The organism is Pantoea sp. GbtcB22 (assembly GCF_019091025.1).
Classification (GTDB): Bacteria; Pseudomonadota; Gammaproteobacteria; order Enterobacterales; family Enterobacteriaceae; genus Pantoea; species Pantoea leporis.
This window is the reverse complement of the sequence record NZ_JAGXKB010000003.1, coordinates 561,698-582,000: the sequence shown is the minus strand read 5'-3', so window position 1 is coordinate 582,000 and position 20,303 is coordinate 561,698. Positions and strand designations below refer to the sequence as shown.

Genomic DNA, 20,303 nt, shown 5'->3' with positions numbered 1-20,303 from the left:
CGCGAAAAAAAACAGCGCAATTAATTGCGCCGCTACAAATCATTCAACAGTTTGAGTTACTGCGCGGTAGGCTTCACCATCGCATTGGCGCTTTTATGCTGCGCCAGATGTTGCTGCTGGAAAATGCACATGCGGATGGTGTTGCGGTATTCGCCGTTGATGAAAAATTCGTGCTTCAGTACGCCTTCCACCTCAAATCCCAGCTTGGTGTAGATATGCACCGCCTTCTTATTCTCTTCATCGACAATCAGATAGAGTTTGTAGAGATTCAGCACCGAAAAGCCGTAATCCATCGCCAACTTTGCCGCTTTGGTGGCTAAGCCTTTGCCCTGATGGGAAGGATCGATAATGATTTGAAACTCAGCGCGGCGATGCACGTGATTAATCTCGACCAACTCCACCAACCCGGCTTTGTGTCCATCATGCTCCACCACAAAGCGACGCTCGGTTTGGTCATGGATATGTTTGTCATACAGGTCTGAAAGCTCGACAAACGCTTCGTACGGTTCTTCAAACCAGTAACGCATCACGCTGGCGTTGTTATCTAATTGGTGCACAAAGCGTAAATCTTCCCGCTCCAGCGGACGTAACTTAACCGTCATACGGTGTTCCTTGTTGTTGAATGTTGCTCCACGATGCGGCCCTGCGCCATACGCGCCGCGCGATCGCACATGTGATCGATCACATCCGGATCGTGGCTGACCAGCACCATGGTTAAACCATCTTTTTGCTTTAGATCGTTGAGCAGGTTGAGGATCTCGGCCTGCACCGACATGTCCAGCGCCGAGGTCGGCTCATCCAGCAGCAGGATCTTCGGTTCCAGCAGCAGGGCGCGCACAATCGCTACGCGCTGACGCTGACCGCCTGAAAGCTGATGCGGATAGCGATCCGCCAGCACCGGATCGAGCCCGACATGGCGGAATCCAGCATTAATGCGGTCGTTGATGTTATCACGATTGAGCATTTTCAGCGGTTCCGCCAGCGTGCGACGCAGGCGATGGCGCGGATGCAGCGAAGCGTAGGGATCCTGAAACACCATCTGCACATCGCGGCGCAGCTGGCCGGTAAACGCTTTGCCGGGCTGCACGGCGGTGCCCGCCAGCGACATGCTGCCGCTCCAGTGCGGATTCAATCCCGCCAGCACCCACAGCAGCGACGACTTGCCGCAGCCGGACGGGCCAACCAGACCAAAACACTCACCGGCCGCGACCTGCAGCGACACATCGTGCACCACGGTGCGCAGCTCGTAACCTTGCTTGTGCGAAACGCTGAGGTTCGCTAACTCAATCATAATTCTTCTCCAGCGCGGCACGATCCAGCACCGGCAAACGCTCGCAGTGCGTGGCTTTACTCGGACGACAGGCCCACAAGGTGCTGGTGTAAGGATGGCTGGCGTTGGAGAGTTCGGACGCCGGCAAGGTATCCAGCACGCGGCCCTGATACATCACCATCACACGTTCGCAGTGCTCGGAAACCTGTTGCAGATCGTGGCTGATCAGCAGCAAACCCATGTTGCGCTGTTCAACCAGACGACGAATCAGCGCCAGTACCTGATCGCGCATCGCGTGATCGAGCGCCGACGTAGGTTCATCGGCGATCAGCAGTTCAGGATCGGTGATCAGGGCGATCGCCAGCATCACGCGTTGCCCCATGCCGCCAGAAAGTTGATGCGGATAGCGTTTCATCAGCTGACGCGGGTCGGGCAAGCCCACCGCATCCAGCATCTCGCAAACTTTCTCTTTACGTTCAGCGCCGCTCAATTTGTGGTGCAGCACCAGCGGTTCTTCCACCTGCCAGCCAATGGTGCGCGTGGGATTGAGCGCATATTTCGGATCCTGCATCACCATTGCCACTTTACTGCCGCGTAGCTGGATCCAGTCACGCTCGCGCAGGCTCAGCGCATCGGTGTCGACAATCTGCAAACGATCGGCCTGCAAGTGCAGCGAAGGTGACAGCAAGCCCATCAGCGTACGTGCGGTGAGTGATTTACCGGAACCGGATTCACCCACCAGCGCCACGCGCTCGCGGCCAATTTGGAAGCCAATGTTATCGACCAGCAGCGCATCATCGCTGCGAATCGTCAGGCCTTGTACATCAATTAACAGATCATTTGGCATGACGAGTATCCAGTCGGTCACGCAGGCCATCGCCTGTCAGGTTAAACGCCAGGCTGGCGAACAGAATCGCGCCGCCGGGTGCGGCGGCAACCCACCATTGGTCGAAGATCACTTTACTGCCTTCTGCCACCATCGAACCCCATTCGGCGGTAGGCGGTTGCACGCCCATGCCAAGGAAGCCGAGGCCCGCCGCTGAAAGAATGATTCCGCCGAGGCTCAGCGCGGCACGTACCACCGCCGTTGGCATACACAGCGGCAGAATGTGGCCAAACATCAGGCGTAAACCGGTGATGCCCTGCATGCGCGCGGCGGCGAGATAATCACTGCGGCGCAGCGCCAGCGTTTCCGCGCGCGCCTGACGGGCAAATGGCGGCCAGCTGGTGAGCGCCAGCGCCAGTGCGCCATTCATCAAGCCGGGGCCGAGCATGGCGACCAGCGCCAGCGCGATCACCAGATTCGGCAGCGACAGGAAGATATCGGTTATGCGCATCAACACGCGCTCGGTCCAGCCGCCCACGTAACCGGCGGTGATGCCGACCAGCAGGCCAACCGGAATGGTCAGCACCAGAATCAGTGACACCAACAGCAGCGTGGGGCGCGCGCCATAAATCACGCGTGACAGCAGATCGCGGCCAAAGCCATCGGTGCCAAACCAGTGCAGCGCCGATGGCGCCTGCAAACGCTGGGAGATGATCTGCGCATTGGGATCGAAAGGCGCCAGCAATGGCGCGAACAATGCCATCGCCACCACAATCAGCACCAGCGTCAGGCCGATGGAAAGCGAGGTCACGCGCGCGCGGCGGCGGCGCGGACGCAGCGTTTCCAGTTCAGAGAGTTGTTGAGTCATCGGGTTCTCGGATCGGTTAACCAGGTCAGGGCATCGGCCAGCGCGTTGAGCAGAATAAAGCAGCTGCCAATTAGCAAGGTCGAGCCGAGAATCGCTGGTACATCAGAGGAAAACAGCGCGTTAGTCATGTAGCGACCAACGCCCGGCCAGGCAAATACCGTTTCGGTCAGTACCGAACCTTCCAGCAGCGTGGCGTAGGAGAGGGCGATAACGGTAATCAGCGTGCCCAGCACGTTGGGGAAAATATGACGCAGTAAAATGCGGCCACGGCTGGCACCTTTCGCACGCGCCAGCACCACATACTCTTTACTGCTCTCTTCCAGCAGCGCCGCGCGCAGCAGGCGCGTGATACCCGCCATCGCCAGCAGGCCGAGAATCACCACCGGCAGCCACAAGTGGGCAATAGCATTGCGGAACATCTCGGGATCGCCGGACATCCAGCTATCAATCAGCACAAAGCCGGTTTTTGGCTCCAGCGTGTAGATCCAGATGTCATCAAGCTGGCCCGGTCCGGCGGACCAGTGCAGCACGGCATAAAACAGCAGCAAACCCAGCAGGCCGAGCCAGAACACCGGCACCGAGTAGCCGAGTAGCGAAACAAAACGCGCCACGTTATCGATGATGCTGCCCGGCTTCCACGCCGCCAGCAGCGCTAAGGCAATGCCGAACACCGCGGCAAAAATCATCGCGCAGGTCGCCAGCTCAATGGTGGCCGGGAAGGTGCGCATCAGGTCGGCGCTGACCGGTTGATTGGTCAGATGCGATAAGCCGAGATCGCCGCGCGCCAAATGGCTGATATAGCGCCAGAACTGCACCAGCACTGGCTGATCGAGGCCGAGATCGTGGCGCACCTGCGCGTAGGTGGCTTCGCTGGCGTGATCGCCTGCGATCTGTTGCACCGGATCGACAGGCGACAGGTGCGACAGCATAAAAGTGAACGCTAACAAACCAACCAGCGTCACCAGCAGCGAAAGCAGGCTGGTGGCGATGTGGCTAACGCGTTGCCAAAGTGGCCGGGCGAACCCGGCCTGTGAAGCTGACACTGCCATTACTTAGAAACCTGCGAGTAATACACCATGTCCGGGTTGATGCCTTGCACATAGCCTTGCAGATTGTCGCGCAGCGCAATCAGGTTTTTCGCCTGCAAGCCAATCACGTACGGCGAGTTCTTCAGCACTTCACGCTGCATCGCCTGATAGAGTTCGACGCGCTTCTTGTTATCGCTCTCGGCGGTGGCGGCCAGCGTTTGCTTGTTCAGCTCCGGGATGTGCCAGTCGGAACGGTAAGCCACGGTTTTGCTGCCATCTTCCGGGTTGTAAGCGAAGGACGCGGCGTTGGTGTTGGGATCGAAATAGTCTGCGCCCCAGGCGTTCAGGGTGGCTTCATATTTGTGCGCCTTCACGCGGGTCGAGACTTCAGAGCTCAGGCCAGGTTGCACTTCCACCTTCACGCCGCCTTTGGCAAAGCTGCCCTGCAGCGCCTGCGCGATATCGAGGTAAGGCGGCTGGTTGCTGGTGGAAAGCGTGAAGCTAACGTTGGTCAGACCGGCTTTCTTCAGAATCGCTTTGGCTTTTTCAGGATCGTAAGTGTATGGCGTGTCGTTGATTGCGCCGAGGAAGCCTTTCGGCAGGAAGGTTTGATGCACGTCGAACTGGCCTTTCAGCAGGTCGTTAGCGATACCTTTATAGTCGAACAGGTAACGCGCGGCTTCCCACAGCGCCGGGTTCTTCAGCACCGGGTTTTCACCGATGTTGAACTGGATGTAATAGAGAGAAGCCATCGGAATCGCTTCAGTCTTCACGCCCGCTTTGCCTTTCAACGAGGCGATTTGATCCGCACCGAGGTTACGCGCGATATCCACATCGCCCTGTTCCAGCAGCAGACGACGCGCAGCCGGTTCCGGAACGTTTTTAATCAGGATATTTTTCAGCTTCGGAGCGCCCGCTGGCGAAGTTGGATTCGCGCTCAGCAGAATCGCTTCGTGCAGCACCACTTTACGAATCTGATACGGGCCGCTACCGGCAGAGTGAGTACCGAGCCACGCGTGGCCGAAGTCACCGTTCTTCGCGTTGGCCTGCGCGGTTTTCTCATCAACAATCGAAGAGACCGGCGCGGAGAGCAGGCTGAGCACATACGCCGGGCTGACGTTGGCGCTCCAGCTGATCTGTACGTGGTTGTCATCAACCTTTTTCAGGAAGGTATCGACGTTGTCTTTATTCCAGCCAAGTTGGGTAAGAATAAAGGAGGGATCGAGGTTGAGTTTCACCACGCGACCCAGCGAGAAGATCACATCTTCCGGACGCAGCGGATTGCCGCTGGCGAACTGAGCACCTTTGCGTAGTTCAAACGTCAGGCTGCGATTATCGCTGCCCGCTTGCCAGGACGTGGCCAGCGTTGGCTGCAAATCGGTTGGATTGGTGGGATCGGACTGAACCAGCCGCTGATAAATGTTAGTGAACGCTTGCACCGTGGTGAGTTCGAAGCCCTGCGCAGGGTCGAAGCTGTCGGCATCATCGGTAGACTGGGCAATCACCAGCGTATCTTTCGGCGTCGCTGCCTGAACAGAGAAGGCGGCTACCAGCGATAACGCCAGCAGTGATGGAATAATTTTTTTCATGTTGTTTCCTTGCCTAAAAAAAGTAACGCGAGTTTACGAGAGCGCAGCAGTGAAGAATAGTCAATTTCAGGCTATGCATATGCATTAATGATCTAAGACGGGTGGTTCAGTTATAAGGGGAAACCGCACAATCCGTAGCGGCGCAATTCATTGCGCAAAGTGTGGACGGGCTTTGGGTGCAGGATCGTTAACGCAAAATCGCGCGATTAATCACGCCGCTACGGAATGTGCATGTGAGGTAATATCAACTCAACTGCAACGGAATATAAATGATGGGTGACTAACCGATAATTAACTTTACTTCGTTACTTGCCAGAATATAATGGCCGCAATTTCAAAGCAGGAGAGTTCAGTTGGACAGTCACCCTTTTAGTTGGCATCACAAGGCAAGCTGACGCGCGAACTTTTTTGTCGCTGCTTGCCAACACGGCGGGCAGCAATCCTCTCTTTTCTGATGATTGTTCCCTTTAAACGACATTGTAATGGGCCAAAGCCCGTGGGGATATCATCATGCACATGATTTTTAACACACTTTTCCCTCCGCCTCGATACGCGCGCTGAACCTCAGCGTGCTGATTAGCGCTGCACATTAGACGGCTTTTCGCTGTTCGATTGCGTGGTGTTTACCTTCGTCTTTATTTATTACTCGTTATTTTGCGAGCGACTCTTTTCGTCTTTAATTTCCGGGAGGTGATATGGAAATTCCCGACAGGTTATTTTTAATTTAACAAACGCATTGCCGTTAATTTAATTTGTGTGCCTCGCACGCAGGGATTTTTATTGCCGTAATAAAGAGGAATGTCACTATGACTGACATGAAACTCAACCAGGACAAAAAAGCCTGGAACACCACGCGCCAGCCGCGTCAAAAAACACCGCGTTACCTGATTGAAGATGAAGCCGGTTTTACTGCCGACGAAACGCTGGTGCGTCTGCGCAGCGATGCGCTTGGCCTGAGTGAACGTGAAGCCGAGGCGCGCCTGAATGTATATGGCCGTAATCAGGTCGAACACGACAAAGCGCCACCAGCGTTGTTGCAGTTGCTGCAGGCATTCAACAATCCGTTTATCTATGTCCTGATGGCGCTGGCGCTGGTGAGCTTTTTCACTGATTTCTGGCTGCCGCTGCGCAACGGCGAGGAGACCGATCTGACCGGTGTCATCATCATTGTGACGATGGTAACGCTCAGCGGTTTGCTGCGCTTCTGGCAGGAGTTCCGTACCAATAAAGCGGCGCAGGCGCTGAAATCAATGGTGCGCACCACCGCCACGGTGCTGCGTCGTGAGTCAGCGCAACAAGCGCCGCTCAAACAGGAAGTCGATATCGCCACGCTGGTGCCGGGTGACATCATCTATCTGTCGGCGGGGGATTTGGTGCCAGCCGATGTGCGGCTGCTGGATTCACGCGATCTGTTTATCAGCCAGGCGATTTTGACTGGCGAATCGTTACCGGTTGAGAAGTATGACGTCACCGGCCACGTCACCAGCAAAAGCAGCGGGGCCAGCGAACAGGGCACATCGCTGTTGGAACTGGGCAGCGTCTGCCTGATGGGCACCAACGTGTCCAGCGGCAGCGCCAAAGCGGTGGTAGTGGCAACCGGCAGCGAAACTTACTTCGGTAGCCTGGCGAAATCGATTGTGGGTAATCGCTCACAAACCGCCTTTGACCGCGGCGTCAACAGCGTGAGCTGGCTGCTGATCCGCTTCATGTTGGTGATGGTGCCGGTGGTGTTGCTGATTAATGGCCTAACCAAAGGCGACTGGCTGGATGCTTCACTGTTTGCGCTGGCGGTAGCGGTAGGTTTAACACCGGAAATGTTGCCGATGATCGTCAGCTCCAACCTGGCGAAAGGTGCCATCGCCATGTCGCGGCGTAAAGTGATCGTCAAACGTCTGAATGCGATTCAAAACCTCGGCGCGATGGATATTCTCTGCACCGACAAAACCGGCACGCTGACGCAGGACAACATCATTCTGGAGCATCATCTGGATTGTGCTGGCGTGGAGAACTCACGCGTGCTGATGCTGAGCTGGCTCAACAGCCACTATCAAAGCGGCACGCTGAATCTGATGGATCGCGCCATTTTGCAGTACGGCAAAAACCGCGTCAGCGAAGCGGTAAGCGATACCTATATCAAAGTGGATGAGCTGCCGTTCGATTTCATTCGCCGTCGCGTCTCGGTGGTGGTGCGCGATCGTCGTCTCAATCAACAGATGCTGATCTGCAAAGGCGCGGTGGAAGAGATGCTGAGCATCGCGACTGCCGAGCGTGAAGGCAAACTGGTGCAGCCGCTGAACGAAACGCGTCGTGCAGAACTGCTGGCGCTGGCACATCAATACAATGAGCAGGGTTTTCGCGTGCTGCTGGTGGCGAGCCGCGTGCTGGCGGATCCAGGTTTACAGCAGCCGCTGAGCGTGGCGGATGAGCAAGGCTTAACGGTAGAAGGGCTGCTGACCTTCCTCGATCCACCGAAAGAGAGCGCCGCCAAAGCCATCGGCGCGCTGCGCGACAATGGCGTTAGCGTCAAAGTGCTGACCGGTGATAATCCGGTGGTGACCGCGCGCATTTGCCAGCAGGTTGGCATCGACAGCGGCGCGATCGTCACCGGCGACCAAATTGCCCTGATGAGCGACGAGCAGTTGGCAGACGCCGCCGCACAGAGTGCGGTATTCGCTAAACTCACGCCGCTGCAGAAATCACGTATCCTGCGCGCGCTACAGCAACAGGGCCACACCGTTGGCTTCCTCGGCGACGGGATTAATGATGCGCCGGCGCTGCGTGATGCTGATGTCGGGATTTCCGTTGATAGCGCGGCGGACATCGCTAAAGAGTCCTCCGATATCATCCTGCTGGAAAAAGATTTGATGGTGCTGGAAGAGGGCGTAATGAAGGGACGCGAAACCTTCGGCAACATCATTAAGTATCTGAACATGACCGCCAGCTCGAACTTCGGCAACGTGTTCTCGGTGTTGGTGGCGAGCGCCTTTATTCCGTTCCTGCCGATGCTGGCGATTCATCTGCTGATTCAGAACCTGATGTACGATCTGTCTCAGCTGGCACTGCCGTGGGACAAAATGGACCGCGAGTTCCTGCGCAAACCGCGTAAATGGGACGCGCGTAATATCAAACGCTTCATGTTGTGGATTGGGCCAACGTCGTCGATTTTCGATATCACCACCTTTGCGCTGATGTGGTACGTGTTCGCGGCGAATACGCCAGAAATGCAGTCGCTGTTCCAGTCCGGCTGGTTTATTGAAGGCTTGCTGTCGCAAACGCTGGTGGTGCACATGCTGCGCACGCAAAAGATTCCATTTATCCAGAGCCGTGCGGCGCTGCCGGTGCTGCTGACCACTGCGTGTGTGATGATCGCCGGCATTCTGCTGCCGTTCTCACCGCTGGGCGCGATGGTGGGATTGGTGCCGCTGCCATGGTCATACTTCCCATGGCTGGTGGCAACGCTGCTCGGTTATTGCGTGGTCGCGCAGGGCATGAAAATGCTCTACATCAAGCGCTTTGGTCAGTGGTTTTAAACACATGGAGGTGAAATGCGTAACCGCAATCTCAATAAGGTGGTGTTTCACCTGATAATGATGATGGTTGTCATGGTGGTGTTAACGCTGGTGTTTCGTTAATGAAAAAAGGGCAGGATTTCCTGCCCTTTTCTTTACTCTTCATCGGGCTGGTAATACTGCACGCCGATCTCAATGCGCTCGCGGCCGCTAGCTACGCGATGGCGATTGCTGTCGCGCAGCGAATAGATGCAGCCGCAATACTCCTGCTGATAGAAACGTTCGCGCTTGCTGATCTCAATCATGCGTGACGAGCCGCCACCTTTCCGCCAGTTGAACTCCCAATAAAGCATATCGGGATAGTGCGCCGCCGCGCGCACGCCGCAGTCGTTGATCTGCTGCATATTCTTCCAGCGCGAAATACCGAGTGAACTGGTGATCACCGGGAAACCGTTTTCATGTGCATACAGCGCGGTGCGTTCAAAGCGCATGTCGAAACACATGGTGCAGCGCACGCCACGTTCCGGTTCCCACTCCATGCCACGTGCCCGCTCAAACCAATTGTCTTTATCGTAATCGGCATCAACAAAGGGCACGCCAAACTGCTCGGCAAAGCGAATATTCTCCTCTTTACGCAGCTCGTACTCTTTCAGCGGATGAATGTTTGGGTTGTAGAAGAAGATGGTGTAATCGATGCCGGAAGCCAGCATCGCTTCCATCACTTCGCCCGAGCAGGGCGCACAGCAGGAGTGCAACAGGACTTTGTTATGACCGTTGGGTAAGGGCAGCGGCTGGCGGGTAAAGGTGTCAGACATGAGCATTATTGGTTAATGGAGTGTTGGGTAAAGTCTAAGGGGATAGCGTTAAAGATGCAAAGTTGAGGAAAACAGGCAATAAAAAAGGCCGCAAACGCGGCCTCTGGAGTGAGCGACGAACGTTATTCAGTCACTTTCTTTTTCAGATCGCTGGCACCTTCTTTGGTTTTATTCCAGCCTTTCTGCGTGCCTTCTTTGGTGGCATCCCAACCTTTCTCAGAACCTTCTTTGGTTTTATTCCAGGCTTTCTGCGTACCTTCGCTGGCTTTGCTGGTCAGGTTATCGCTTTTACCTTCTGCCGCATGCTTCGCTTTCAGCTGCTGCTCTTTACCTTCGTTCTGCGCCTGATGCAGTTTTTCTTTAGCGGTGTTCGCACCGGCCTGCGCGTTAGCGACAGTTTCATCAGTTGCATGTGTGGTCGCGGCAAAAGCCGAAGATGCCATCAGAACGGCTGACAGTGCAATAATGGTCTTTTTCATAATTCCCTCTTTCATGAAATATGTCGTCTCAGGTAATCATCCTGGCACAGGCCGGGATGGAAAGATTTAAGAATAAACCAGGAATGAAAAAGGTCTAGTTTCGCTGGCAAAATCACCAGTAGATAGCATTTTAGGTTGTTGCAGGAAGGGATAAGAGCCACCTGAGCTGTGGCTCTGCAATATTAATCTGCTATCTGCCTGGCGCAGCATAGCAGTGGCGCAACGTGCAACGGTTGCGTACCGAGGTTGGCAATCAGGGATTGAACGTTACGCTGGTAACGTTGTGGAATCCGGGTGGCAATAAACACGCGATAGCCGAGGCGTTTATCGCCAGCCTGCCTGAGCTGTGGAGCCGCCTCTACTCTTCGTCGCGCTCTTTAGCGGCGCGCTGACGATCATAGAACTCATCTTCGGCGGCGATAATCTCATCCATCAATGAGTTCATATCCACTTCATGCACCTCTTCTACGAAGAGACCGGTGAGCGGCGTTTCTGGCGTCAGCTTTCCATCTTCATATAATTGCCAGATCTCTTTCGCATAGCGCGTTTGCAAAATCTGCGGAGCATATTGCCCGTAATAGGCGGTGATGTTGTTCACATCGCGCTCAAACATCGATTCAGCGTGGTTGTTTGCCGCGGCATCAACCGCTTGTGGCAAGTCGATAATCACCGGTCCGTTGGCATCCTGCAGCACGTTGAATTCCGACAGATCGCCATGAACAATGCCGGCGCACAGCATGCGCACGATATTGCGGATCATGGTATCGAAATCCTTCAGGGCGTTCTCTTCGGTCAGGAACACATCGCTCAGGCGTGGCGCAACCAGACCTTCTGCGTCTGTGACCAGCTCCATCAACAAAACGCCGTCGATGCAAATGTAGGGCTGCGGGACGCGTACGCCAGCATTCGCCAGGCGGAATAACGCATCAACTTCCGCGCTTTGCCAGGTCTCTTCTTGCTGCTTGCGCCCGAATTTCGACCCTTTTTGCATCGCACGTGAATTACGGCTGTTGCGGACTTTGCGCCCTTCCTGATAATGCACAGCCTGCTTGAAACTTCGTTGTGTGGCGTCCTTGTACACTTTCGCACACTGGATTTTGCCGCCCGTTAACACGGTATAAACGTCAGCTTCTTTGCCGCTTCTTAGTCTTTGTAGTACTTCATCTACCAGGCCATCATCGACAAGAGGCTGGAGTCGGTTTGGGATTTTCATGCGAGTCGCCTTGAAAGAGTCCAGATACAAAAAAGCCCGTAAGGCTTGCGCCATACGGGCTCTTAGGACTTCATCGAATGACTCTGGTAATCATCGATGGAGAATTTTGGTGGAGCTGGCGGGAGTTGAACCCGCGTCCGAAATTACTACACCGTCGGCACTACATGCTTAGTCAGTCTTTACATTCGCTGGCCAGCTGCGGACAGACACGCCACTGACAAACTAGCCTGATTAGATTTAGTGCTTCAACCCCAGGCAAGGCATCCACACGATCTCTTTTGGGTTTGACCTCTCTTGATCCCCGTCTTAAGAGCGGAAGCTAGGGAGAGAGGGCTTCAAAGCAGGTTATTAAGCTGCTAAAGCGTAGTTTTCGTCGTTTGCGACTATTTTTTTGCGGCTTTTTACGAGGCAAACCGCCCCTCGGCATGCTCCTAAGGCTTCACAATCCCGTCGAGTCCAGAATCAGCCCCAAGAAATTTCAATACTACAGACAAGTGACGCTAAAATCCAGCGCTTAACGCTTTGAATTCTTCATAATGCGCGCTTTGTCCATCTTCCATTCGCGCTCTTTCACGTCGTCACGCTTGTCGTGCTCTTTCTTACCGCGCGCCACACCGATTTTCAGTTTGGCCCAGGCATTTTTCCAGTACATCGACAGCGCAACCACGGTAAAACCTTCGCGGTTGACGCGACCGTACAGCGAATCGAGTTCGCGTTGTTTCAGCAGCAGCTTGCGGCTTCGCGTGGGATCACACACCACATGCGTCGAAGCAACCGCCAGCGGCTGGAAAGTAGAGCCAAACAGGTAAGCTTCACCATCGCGCAACAGAATGTAGCTATCGCTGATGTTAGCCTTACCGGCACGGAGTGATTTGACTTCCCATCCTTGCAACGACATACCCGCCTCGAACTCTTCTTCAATGAAGTATTCATGACGTGCGCGTTTATTGAGGGCAATAGTGGCTGAACCGGGTTTGTTAACTTTTTTCTTTGTCATAGTGCGGCGTAGTCTACATCACTCAGTTTATGGGCGCATCCCCTGTCCTGCAGGGCGGTAAAAAACACTCCATTTTAGCACAGCAAGCAAAGCCGTGAATTTTTGTTTGGTGACTGAAAATGGTATTATTCAATGGTTTTGTGATGAACAGGAACCATTATGGCTCAGATTAGTCGTTCAGCGCTGGTCCCTTATAGCGCTGAACAGATGTACCGTCTTGTGAATGACGTGGATGCTTATCCTCAGTTTCTGCCGGGTTGCACCGGCAGTCGCGTGCTGGATAACAGCGGAGATCAAATGACCGCGGCCGTTGATGTCTCGAAAGCGGGCATCAGTAAAACTTTCACCACGCGCAACACGCTGATCAGCAACCAAAGCATATTGATGCAGTTGGTTGATGGCCCGTTTCGTAAATTGACCGGCGGCTGGCATTTCACTTCATTAGGTGATGATGCCTGCAAGGTTGAGTTGAACCTCGATTTTGAGTTCACCAATATGCTGGTAGAAATGGCGTTCGGCCGCATCTTTAAAGAGCTGGCAAATAGCATGGTGCAGGCGTTCAGTCAGCGCGCAAAAGAGGTTTATCGTGCCTGATATCAGCGTGGAAGTGGTTTACGCACTGCCAGACAAGCAGTATATGCGTGCCGTAACGCTTGAAGAAGGCGCAACCGTTGAACAAGCGATCAAGGCTTCGGGGTTGCTGTCACTGCGTAAAGATATTGACCTGAACTCGAATAAGGTTGGGATTTATAGCCGCCCGGTAAAATTGGGTGATGCCGTCCAGGATGGTGATCGCATTGAGATCTATCGTCCGCTGATTGCCGACCCGAAAGAGTTACGGCGTCAACGCGCAGAGCGGTCAGCTGAGAAGAAATAGTCGGAATGTAAAAACGAAAAAAGGCGCTTAAGCGCCTTTTTTATTGCCGTTCACTTAGCCTTCTTTGCCTGAGAGCTTCGGCTTATTGTCGATGTTAGTAAGTGTTCCGTTGCTGTCAAAGGTCAGCGTCAGCGTTTGCTGTTTCACACCTTCATGGCCTGGTTCCTGGCGGAACACGTAATACCAAACGTTGCTGCCAAACGGATCGCGCATCATCGGCGTACCGAGCGTGTAGGCAACCTGCTGCTGCGTCATGCCGTTGTGAATTTTCGACACATCGTTGGCGACCAGGTAATTCCCCTGATTGATATCCGGACGATACACAACGCGCTCAAGGGTGGAACATCCAGCGGTCATCATCAACATTACTACTGCCGCGGCAGTCAGCGTTTTACAGCGCATCTATACATTCCTTTTCTGGGGCCAAACGCCTTTCAGCAGGCTATTTTTTTGCCATCAAATTCTGAACTCTGCCTGCGGCAGGCTTTATTACTCAGACGACATAACTGCCGATGATAATAAACCTTTTCGCTATTTGAAACCTCTACAGAGCAAGCATATGACCACCAGCCGGGAAAAAAGTGCGGTATCAGGCGGCTAAAAGTTCTTTAGCGTTGGCCAGCGTGTTGCGCGTCACCTCGCTGCCGCCCAGCAAACGCGCCAACTCTTGCAGACGCGCGCGTTTATCCAGCGGCTGCATATGCGTTTCTGTCATCGCACCATCGGTCTCTTTGCTGACGTAAAAGTGCTGATGACCGCAGCCGGCAACCTGCGGCAGGTGCGTGACACACATAACCTGTGTTGACTCGCCCAGCTGACGCAGCATTTGACCGACAACAGCGGCGGTTGGGCCGCTGATGCCAACATCTACTTCATCGAAGATCATTGCCGGTGTTTCCATTTTCTGTGCGGTAATCACCTGAATCGCCAGAGCGATACGCGACAGCTCACCGCCGGAAGCCACTTTGCCCAGCGGCTGGAGCGGCTGGCCTGGATTCGTCGTAACGCGGAAATCAATGCGCGTTGCGCCATCTGCGGTGAGTTGATCGGCATTGAACTCCAGCACAATGGCAAACTGGCCGTGCGGCATTGCCAGCGTGCGCATGCTTTGCGTTATCAGCTGGCTCAATTCTTGAGCGGAATGCTCACGCAGTTGATGCAGATTTTCAGCGCTGGCTAACGCGGCTTTGTGGTGAGCGACAACTTCAGACTGCAAAGTTTCCTGATCGCTCTCTTGCTGCGAAAGCAGTTCCGCTTCATCCAGCAACTGCTGATAAAGCACCGGCAAGGTTTCAGGTGCGACATGGTGCTTACGTGCCAATGCAATCTGCCGTGACAGACGTTGCTCCAGCTCATGCAGGCGATTGGGATCGAGATCCAGGCGTTCGCAGTAGTGACGCAGTTCATCGCTGGCTTCACTGAGTTGAATTGCGGCTTCCTCCAGCAGATTGAACACGCCGCTGACTTTATTATCCAGCGTCACCAGTTCGCCCAGCATGTGACGAGCGCTATAAAGAAGGCTCTGCAGGTTGGTGTCATCCCCATCGGCGAGAATTTGCAGCGCTTGCTGGCTAGTGGACAGCAACTGGCCGCTGTTCGCCAGGCGTTTATACTCTTCATCAATCTGTTCAAATTCGCCCAACTGCGGGGCAAATTCATTGAGTTCTTTCAACTGATACTGCAGTAGCTCGCGACGGGATTCACGCTCTTGCGAAAGTTGCTGATGTTGTGCCAGCGCGCGGCAACTCTGATGCCAGCGCTGATAGTGCTGGCGCATTTCAGACAGCAAATCATCGTGGGCTGCATACGCATCCAGCAGATGTTTTTGGTGATCGGATTTGAGCAGCAACTGGTGAGCATGCTGGCCGTGAATCTGAATCAGCAACTGGCCCAGTTCACGCAACTGCGACAGCGGCACCGATGTGCCGTTGATAAAGCCACGCGAACGACCATCCGCGCTAATCACACGCCGCAGCAGACACTCATTGCCTTCATCCAGCTGATTCTCCACCAGCCAGCGTTGTGCGGAAGGCGAAGCTTTGAGCTGGAAGCGGGCGCAGATATCAGCGCGGCTGGCACCCTGACGCACCATATCTGCTTCAGCGCGGCCGCCCAGACACAGGCCCAGCGCATCGATGGCGATAGATTTACCTGCGCCGGTTTCACCCGTGATTGCCGTCATACCACGATGAAAGTCGATCTCCAGTTCACGAACGATAGCAAAGTTACTGATGGTCAGTTGTGCCAGCATAGAATCACCTGTATGTAAAAACAGATATGGTTTTACATACAGTATATCATGGTTTTTTATACAGTAAAGTAGTCAGCGCTGATTTTCAGAACAATTTTTTTGACCAGCCCAACTTTGAACTTAAAGTATTAAAATAGTTGTAATTTTTAGGATGGATAAGATTGAGATGATTGGCGCTACGGCGGATCAGGACATCTTCACCTTCCTGAATTGGCAAGGCAATCTGGCTGTCGCAACTGATCTCGAGATCGCTGCGCAGGGAAGAAAAACGCAGGCGGATGGTGCTGCTGCTGTTGATTACCAGCGGACGCGCAGAAAGCGTATGCGGGAACATGGGCACCAGCGTAATCGCATCCAGCGACGGCGTCAGAATAGGGCCGCCCGCCGAAAGCGAATAGGCGGTGGAGCCGGTCGGTGTGGAGATAATCAAACCATCGGAACGCTGTGAAAAGGCAAACACCTCATCAATATAGACTTCGAATTCAATCATATGCGCAACTTTACCGGGATGCAGCACCACTTCATTAATGGCGCTACCAATGCGCGGCGAGCACGCTTCTTTGCACACCTGCGCCTCCAGCAAGAAGCGGCTCTCGACGAAGTAATCGCCCTGCAGCACATCGTCCAGCTGCTGTTGCGCATTGTCCGGATCGAGATCGGTGAGAAAACCGAGGTTGCCACGGTTGATGCCAATCACTTTGATGTCATAGCGCGCCAGCACACGGGCAGCACCAAGCATGTTGCCATCGCCACCAACCACCACAGCTAAATCAGCGCGTTGACCAATATCCGCAAGGCTGCCGGTTTGGGCATTTTTCAAATCCAGTTCGCGCGCAATCTGCTGCTCGACGATCACCTCATAACCCTTTGCCGTTAGCCAGCGCCAGAGCATTTCATGGGTGGTTAACGCAGTAGGATGGCGCGGATGGCCGACAATCCCGATGCAGTTAAAGTGTTTGTTCATTTAGCGCGAGTTCCTTATAAGCCAAAACGGCCAGGCAATGTGATGGGTTTACTTGAAACCGTCAAACTGATCCCCATAATAAGCCAACCAGCGAGATGAATGTGCAAAACGCGGAGAAATTCATGAGTAGTAAAGAACAGAACACCCCAAACGAGCAAGTCTCAGACGAAATTCAACAGGATCAGCAGTACGTGGACGCAGAGACAACCGCTGAGGTGGATCCGCGTGATGAGCGTATCGCGCAACTGGAAGCCGAGTTAGCCGTGTCGCAAACCGGCGTGCGTGATGCACAGCTGCGTGCGCAGGCGGAGATCGAAAATATTCGTCGCCGTACTGAAATGGACGTGGAAAAAGCGCATAAATTTGCGCTGGAGAAATTTGCCAACGAGCTGCTGCCCGTGATCGATAGCCTGGAGCGCGCGCTGGAAGTGGCAGACAAAGAGAACGCTGAACTGGCTTCGATGATCGAAGGTATCGAGCTGACGCTGAAGTCGCTGCTGGGCGCGGTGCGTAAGTTTGGCGTGGAAGTGGTGGGCGAAACCAATGTGCCATTCAATCCAGAGATCCATCAGGCGATGTCGATGATGGAATCAGAAGATATGGCGCCAAATCACGTGCTGATGGTGATGCAGCGCGGTTACACCCTCAATGGTCGCCTGCTGCGTCCGGCGATGGTGGCAGTGACCAAAGCCAAAGGCTAATCTGTCGCTGTAATAACAACGGCCGCTTAATGCGGCCGTTTGTTTATTAAGGCAACACCGGCATCCAGTCAATGGGTGACTGGCCCGATTGGCTCAGCAGCGCATTCGCCTGCGAGAAGTGTTTACTGCCAAAAAAGCCACGATGCGCGGAGAGCGGAGAAGGGTGCGGCGCTTTCAATACATGATGACGCTGCGTATCAATGATGCTGCCTTTCTTCTGCGCATGCGAACCCCACAGCAAGAAAATTACCCCTTCGCGATGCTGATTGATGGCGCTGATGACGTTATCGGTAAAGGTTTCCCAGCCAAAGCGCGCGTGCGAATGCGCCTTACTGGCTTCCACCGTTAACACGGTGTTCAACAGCATCACGCCTTGTGTTGCCCAGCTTTCAAGAAAACCGTGTGTAGGACGCACAAAGCCGGGTACATCCTGCTCCAGCTCTTTGTACATATTTAGTAATGACGGCGGGATCGCCACGCCGGGCAGCACAGAGAATGCCAGACCATGCGCCTGATTCGGGCCGTGGTAGGGATCCTGCCCCAAAATCACCACTTTGATATCGCCCAGTTCGGTCAGCCGAAAGGCATTAAACACATCCTTCTGCGGCGGATACACCGTTACGCCGGCAGCGCGTTCATTGGCCACCGCTTTCAGCGTTTCCACGAAGTAAGGTTTCTCTTTCTCTTCAGCCAGCACGTCGTGCCAGGTCAGCTTCTCAGCCATCGTTGACTCCCTGCAAAATAGTGCGCTTAGCTTAACGTGTCGGACTCAACAGCAGAAGGGTAAAAATAATTTGAATATTTACGTAAAATTTTAATTAGCAAAGTTTTTATGAATCAATTTGTTAGGTTTTAAGCGTGTAATCGTGACTGGACGAAATTGATACAGGTCAAAACGGCGCATTTCCTGCAGTGATATACCACAGCATTCCAAAACCTTATGAACCTCGCTGCCCAGTTGCGACAGCGTAAAGCCCTGGAGACCAACTATGATTACCGGTATTCAAATTACTCAGGCAAATAATCCACAGCTGTTGAACTCATTCTGGCTGCTGGACGATGATAAAGCCGAAGCGCGCTGCCTGTGCGCCAAAGGGGATTTCGCAGAAGATCAGGTTGTTGCTATCAGCGATCTCGGCGAAATCGCTTACCGTGAAATTCCACTTGAGCAGAAACCGCAGGTGCGCATCGAAGGTGGTCAGCACCTGAACGTTAACGTGCTGCGCCGCGAAACGCTGGAAGATGCCGTCAATCATCCGGAAAAATATCCGCAGTTGACCATTCGCGTATCTGGCTATGCCGTGCGCTTTAACGCGCTGACGCCAGAGCAGCAGCGTGACGTGATTACACGTACATTCACCGAAAGCCTGTAATTGCAGCGCTGACGAAAAGACACACAGCAATACAAGCCGCGCCAATGTTGATTGGCGCGGCTTTTTTTATCTGGCGAGTTTAAAAGAACGGTTCTTCAGGGCGGATGATAGCGAGAGCGCGTTTTCGCTACGCTTAAAACAAAAAAATCGCCTCAAAAGAGGCGATTAATTACAGCGAGTGCTGTTTTATTCCGCACCAGACTTTGGTGCATCGCTACCGCTTGGCTTGCGGCGTTTACCCACATTTTTGGTGTCGCGATGACGTTGCTTGACGCGCGGTTTCTCTTGTTCTTTCTCTTTACGCTCTTGACGCTTCGCAAGTGCTTTTTTCGACGGTTTTCCCGTCACTTTAGCACTTGGCGCACGGCTTTCTGGACGCAGCTCATCAATCACACGCGCTTTTAACGGCTCGTTGATGTAACGGGTGATTTTGCCCAGCAGCACGTGATCGTGCGCTTCAACCAGCGAGATCGCGGTACCTTTACGGCCCGCACGCGCGGTGCGGCCGATGCGGTGCAGATAGGTATCTGCGGTGCGCGGCAAATCGTAGTTAATTACGTGCGAGATATCGTCGATGTCGATACCGCGCGCAGCAACGTCGGTGGCAATCATCACCTTCACGCGGCCATCATTCATACGCTTGATGGCTTCGTTACGGTTGACCTGCACCATTTCGCCTTCGAGGTAGCTGGTGCGGATGCCCGCTTCATGAAGCCAGGTAACCAGCTCATGCAGGCGCTCACGTTTGCGCACAAACACAATGACGCGCGTGGCATCTGGCTGTTTCAACAGGTGAATCAGCAGCTTGTTCTTATGCTCTAAATTATCGGCGCGGTAATACCATTGCTGGATTTTTTTGCGTTCGCTTTTGCTTGGGTCGGCCTCAATAAACACAGGCTCGTTGAGCAAACGCTCGGCGAAGTCTTTGATGTGATCACCTTCCAGCGTCGCCGAGAACAGCAGCGTCTGTTTGCGCCAGCGGGTTTCTGCGGCGATGGTTTCGATGTCCTGCGCAAAGCCCATATCGAGCATGCGGTCAGCTTCATCGAGAATCAGCGTTTCTACGGCGCGGCAGTCAAAGTTCTCTTCTTTGATGTACTGCAGCAAACGGCCGGTGGTCGCGACGACGATGTCCTGGTTTTCACTGAACACTTCGGCATGGTTCATATACGCCACGCCCCCGGTGATGGTGGCGATATCCAGATGCGTGTGTTTAGCCAGCTCGCGCGCGTGATCGGCAACCTGCATCGCCAGTTCGCGCGTTGGGGTGATGATCAGAATGCGTGGTGGGCCTGATTTCTTGCGCGGGAAATCGAGCAAATGCTGTAAAGCGGGCAGCAAAAACGCTGCAGTTTTCCCCGTCCCGGTTGGAGCCGAACCCAGAACGTCACGGCCTTCCAGCGCGGCAGGAATGGTCTCGGCCTGAATAACAGTAGGGCGAGTGAAGCCTTTTTCCTGCAAAGCTTGTAGCAGGCTTTCGTCGAGTTCGAGTTCGGAGAATGTGGTTACGGTCATGGTCTACCTCAGTTTGGGGCGCTGATTA

21 protein-coding genes and 1 other RNA gene are annotated in these 20,303 nt (G+C 54.1%); 6 read left to right on the top strand and 16 right to left on the bottom strand.

Translation table 11 applies throughout. The features are described from left to right. Positions 1-56 precede the first annotated feature (56 nt). The 6 genes from speG to KVT28_RS14230 are packed head-to-tail and all read right to left on the bottom strand — an operon-like array spanning position 57 to position 5,581. On the bottom strand, positions 57-602 hold the full coding sequence (speG, locus tag KVT28_RS14255) for a spermidine N1-acetyltransferase (protein WP_008101618.1): 546 nt from the start codon (positions 600-602) through the stop codon (positions 57-59). Further along, positions 599-1,291 (bottom strand): ABC transporter ATP-binding protein, encoded by a 693-nt coding sequence (locus KVT28_RS14250; RefSeq protein ID WP_217549001.1) that lies wholly within the window; start codon positions 1,289-1,291, stop codon positions 599-601. The genes speG and KVT28_RS14250 overlap by 4 nt, the downstream gene beginning before the upstream one ends. Continuing rightward, a complete protein-coding gene (locus tag KVT28_RS14245) occupies positions 1,284-2,117 on the bottom strand; it encodes an ABC transporter ATP-binding protein (RefSeq protein ID WP_217548999.1) in 834 nt (277 codons plus the stop codon). The genes KVT28_RS14250 and KVT28_RS14245 overlap by 8 nt, the downstream gene beginning before the upstream one ends. After that, positions 2,107-2,964: an ABC transporter permease gene (locus KVT28_RS14240; RefSeq protein WP_101763443.1), complete on the bottom strand. Its 858-nt coding sequence runs from the start codon at positions 2,962-2,964 to the stop codon at positions 2,107-2,109. Before KVT28_RS14240 ends, KVT28_RS14245 begins: the two co-directional genes overlap by 11 nt. Further along, positions 2,961-4,013: an ABC transporter permease gene (locus KVT28_RS14235; RefSeq protein ID WP_217548997.1), complete on the bottom strand. Its 1,053-nt coding sequence runs from the start codon at positions 4,011-4,013 to the stop codon at positions 2,961-2,963. The genes KVT28_RS14240 and KVT28_RS14235 overlap by 4 nt, the downstream gene beginning before the upstream one ends. After that, a complete protein-coding gene (locus tag KVT28_RS14230; protein ID WP_217548995.1) occupies positions 4,013-5,581 on the bottom strand; it encodes an ABC transporter substrate-binding protein in 1,569 nt (522 codons plus the stop codon). The genes KVT28_RS14235 and KVT28_RS14230 overlap by 1 nt, the downstream gene beginning before the upstream one ends. A gap of 806 nt (positions 5,582-6,387) precedes the next feature. On the opposite strand from KVT28_RS14230, the gene mgtA reads away from it, so the two are divergent. Then, positions 6,388-9,111: a magnesium-translocating P-type ATPase gene (mgtA, locus tag KVT28_RS14225; RefSeq protein ID WP_217548993.1), complete on the top strand. Its 2,724-nt coding sequence runs from the start codon at positions 6,388-6,390 to the stop codon at positions 9,109-9,111. 134 nt (positions 9,112-9,245) lie between these two features. On the opposite strand, the gene KVT28_RS14220 is transcribed toward mgtA, so the two are convergent. After that, positions 9,246-9,905 (bottom strand): epoxyqueuosine reductase QueH, encoded by a 660-nt coding sequence (locus tag KVT28_RS14220; RefSeq protein ID WP_008101584.1) that lies wholly within the window; start codon positions 9,903-9,905, stop codon positions 9,246-9,248. Between the two features lie 122 nt (positions 9,906-10,027). Further along, entirely contained in the window at positions 10,028-10,384 is a 357-nt protein-coding gene (locus KVT28_RS14215; RefSeq protein ID WP_101763556.1) for a hypothetical protein, read from the bottom strand. 224 nt (positions 10,385-10,608) lie between these two features. Here KVT28_RS14215 and KVT28_RS14210 point away from each other — a divergent pair, with 224 nt between their 5' ends. Further along, on the top strand, positions 10,609-10,776 hold the full coding sequence (locus tag KVT28_RS14210; RefSeq protein WP_206098222.1) for a hypothetical protein: 168 nt from the start codon (positions 10,609-10,611) through the stop codon (positions 10,774-10,776). Here the strand turns inward: KVT28_RS14210 and KVT28_RS14205 are convergent. From KVT28_RS14205 to smpB, 3 genes are all read right to left on the bottom strand, one after another. After that, positions 10,743-11,597: a PA4780 family RIO1-like protein kinase gene (locus KVT28_RS14205; RefSeq protein WP_101763447.1), complete on the bottom strand. Its 855-nt coding sequence runs from the start codon at positions 11,595-11,597 to the stop codon at positions 10,743-10,745. The genes KVT28_RS14210 and KVT28_RS14205 overlap by 34 nt on opposite strands. Positions 11,598-11,704: 107 nt before the next feature. Continuing rightward, positions 11,705-12,067: a transfer-messenger RNA gene (ssrA, locus tag KVT28_RS14200) on the bottom strand. Between the two features lie 44 nt (positions 12,068-12,111). Further along, positions 12,112-12,594, bottom strand: a complete 483-nt coding sequence (gene smpB, locus KVT28_RS14195; RefSeq protein ID WP_007886141.1) for an SsrA-binding protein SmpB — start codon at positions 12,592-12,594, stop codon at positions 12,112-12,114. Positions 12,595-12,753: 159 nt separating this feature from the next. On the opposite strand from smpB, the gene KVT28_RS14190 reads away from it, so the two are divergent. Next, complete coding sequence (locus tag KVT28_RS14190) at positions 12,754-13,188, top strand: type II toxin-antitoxin system RatA family toxin (RefSeq protein ID WP_008101549.1); 435 nt, start codon at positions 12,754-12,756, stop codon at positions 13,186-13,188. Beyond that, positions 13,181-13,471 carry an RnfH family protein gene (locus tag KVT28_RS14185; protein ID WP_110868282.1) on the top strand — a complete coding sequence of 97 codons (291 nt, stop codon included), beginning with the start codon at positions 13,181-13,183 and terminating at the stop codon, positions 13,469-13,471. The genes KVT28_RS14190 and KVT28_RS14185 overlap by 8 nt, the downstream gene beginning before the upstream one ends. A gap of 54 nt (positions 13,472-13,525) precedes the next feature. On the opposite strand, the gene bamE is transcribed toward KVT28_RS14185, so the two are convergent. The 3 genes from bamE to nadK form a co-directional block, all read right to left on the bottom strand. Next, positions 13,526-13,873 carry an outer membrane protein assembly factor BamE gene (bamE, locus tag KVT28_RS14180; protein ID WP_101763449.1) on the bottom strand — a complete coding sequence of 116 codons (348 nt, stop codon included), beginning with the start codon at positions 13,871-13,873 and terminating at the stop codon, positions 13,526-13,528. Positions 13,874-14,060: 187 nt separating this feature from the next. Continuing rightward, positions 14,061-15,722 carry a DNA repair protein RecN gene (gene recN, locus KVT28_RS14175; protein WP_217548991.1) on the bottom strand — a complete coding sequence of 554 codons (1,662 nt, stop codon included), beginning with the start codon at positions 15,720-15,722 and terminating at the stop codon, positions 14,061-14,063. Between the two features lie 85 nt (positions 15,723-15,807). Next, positions 15,808-16,686: an NAD(+) kinase gene (gene nadK / locus KVT28_RS14170; protein ID WP_061718023.1), complete on the bottom strand. Its 879-nt coding sequence runs from the start codon at positions 16,684-16,686 to the stop codon at positions 15,808-15,810. Positions 16,687-16,808: 122 nt separating this feature from the next. On the opposite strand from nadK, the gene grpE reads away from it, so the two are divergent. Then, positions 16,809-17,387, top strand: a complete 579-nt coding sequence (grpE, locus tag KVT28_RS14165) for a nucleotide exchange factor GrpE (RefSeq protein WP_217548989.1) — start codon at positions 16,809-16,811, stop codon at positions 17,385-17,387. Positions 17,388-17,433: 46 nt separating this feature from the next. Here the strand turns inward: grpE and ung are convergent, their stop codons facing one another. Next, on the bottom strand, positions 17,434-18,111 hold the full coding sequence (gene ung, locus KVT28_RS14160) for a uracil-DNA glycosylase (RefSeq protein ID WP_192232974.1): 678 nt from the start codon (positions 18,109-18,111) through the stop codon (positions 17,434-17,436). 265 nt (positions 18,112-18,376) lie between these two features. On the opposite strand from ung, the gene grcA reads away from it, so the two are divergent. Next, the gene (gene grcA / locus KVT28_RS14155) at positions 18,377-18,760 is read left to right on the top strand and encodes an autonomous glycyl radical cofactor GrcA (protein WP_008101535.1); all 384 of its coding nucleotides are present in this window, start codon (positions 18,377-18,379) and stop codon (positions 18,758-18,760) included. A gap of 186 nt (positions 18,761-18,946) precedes the next feature. Here the strand turns inward: grcA and srmB are convergent, their stop codons facing one another. Continuing rightward, complete coding sequence (srmB, locus tag KVT28_RS14150) at positions 18,947-20,275, bottom strand: ATP-dependent RNA helicase SrmB (protein WP_101763453.1); 1,329 nt, start codon at positions 20,273-20,275, stop codon at positions 18,947-18,949. Positions 20,276-20,303 lie beyond the last annotated feature (28 nt).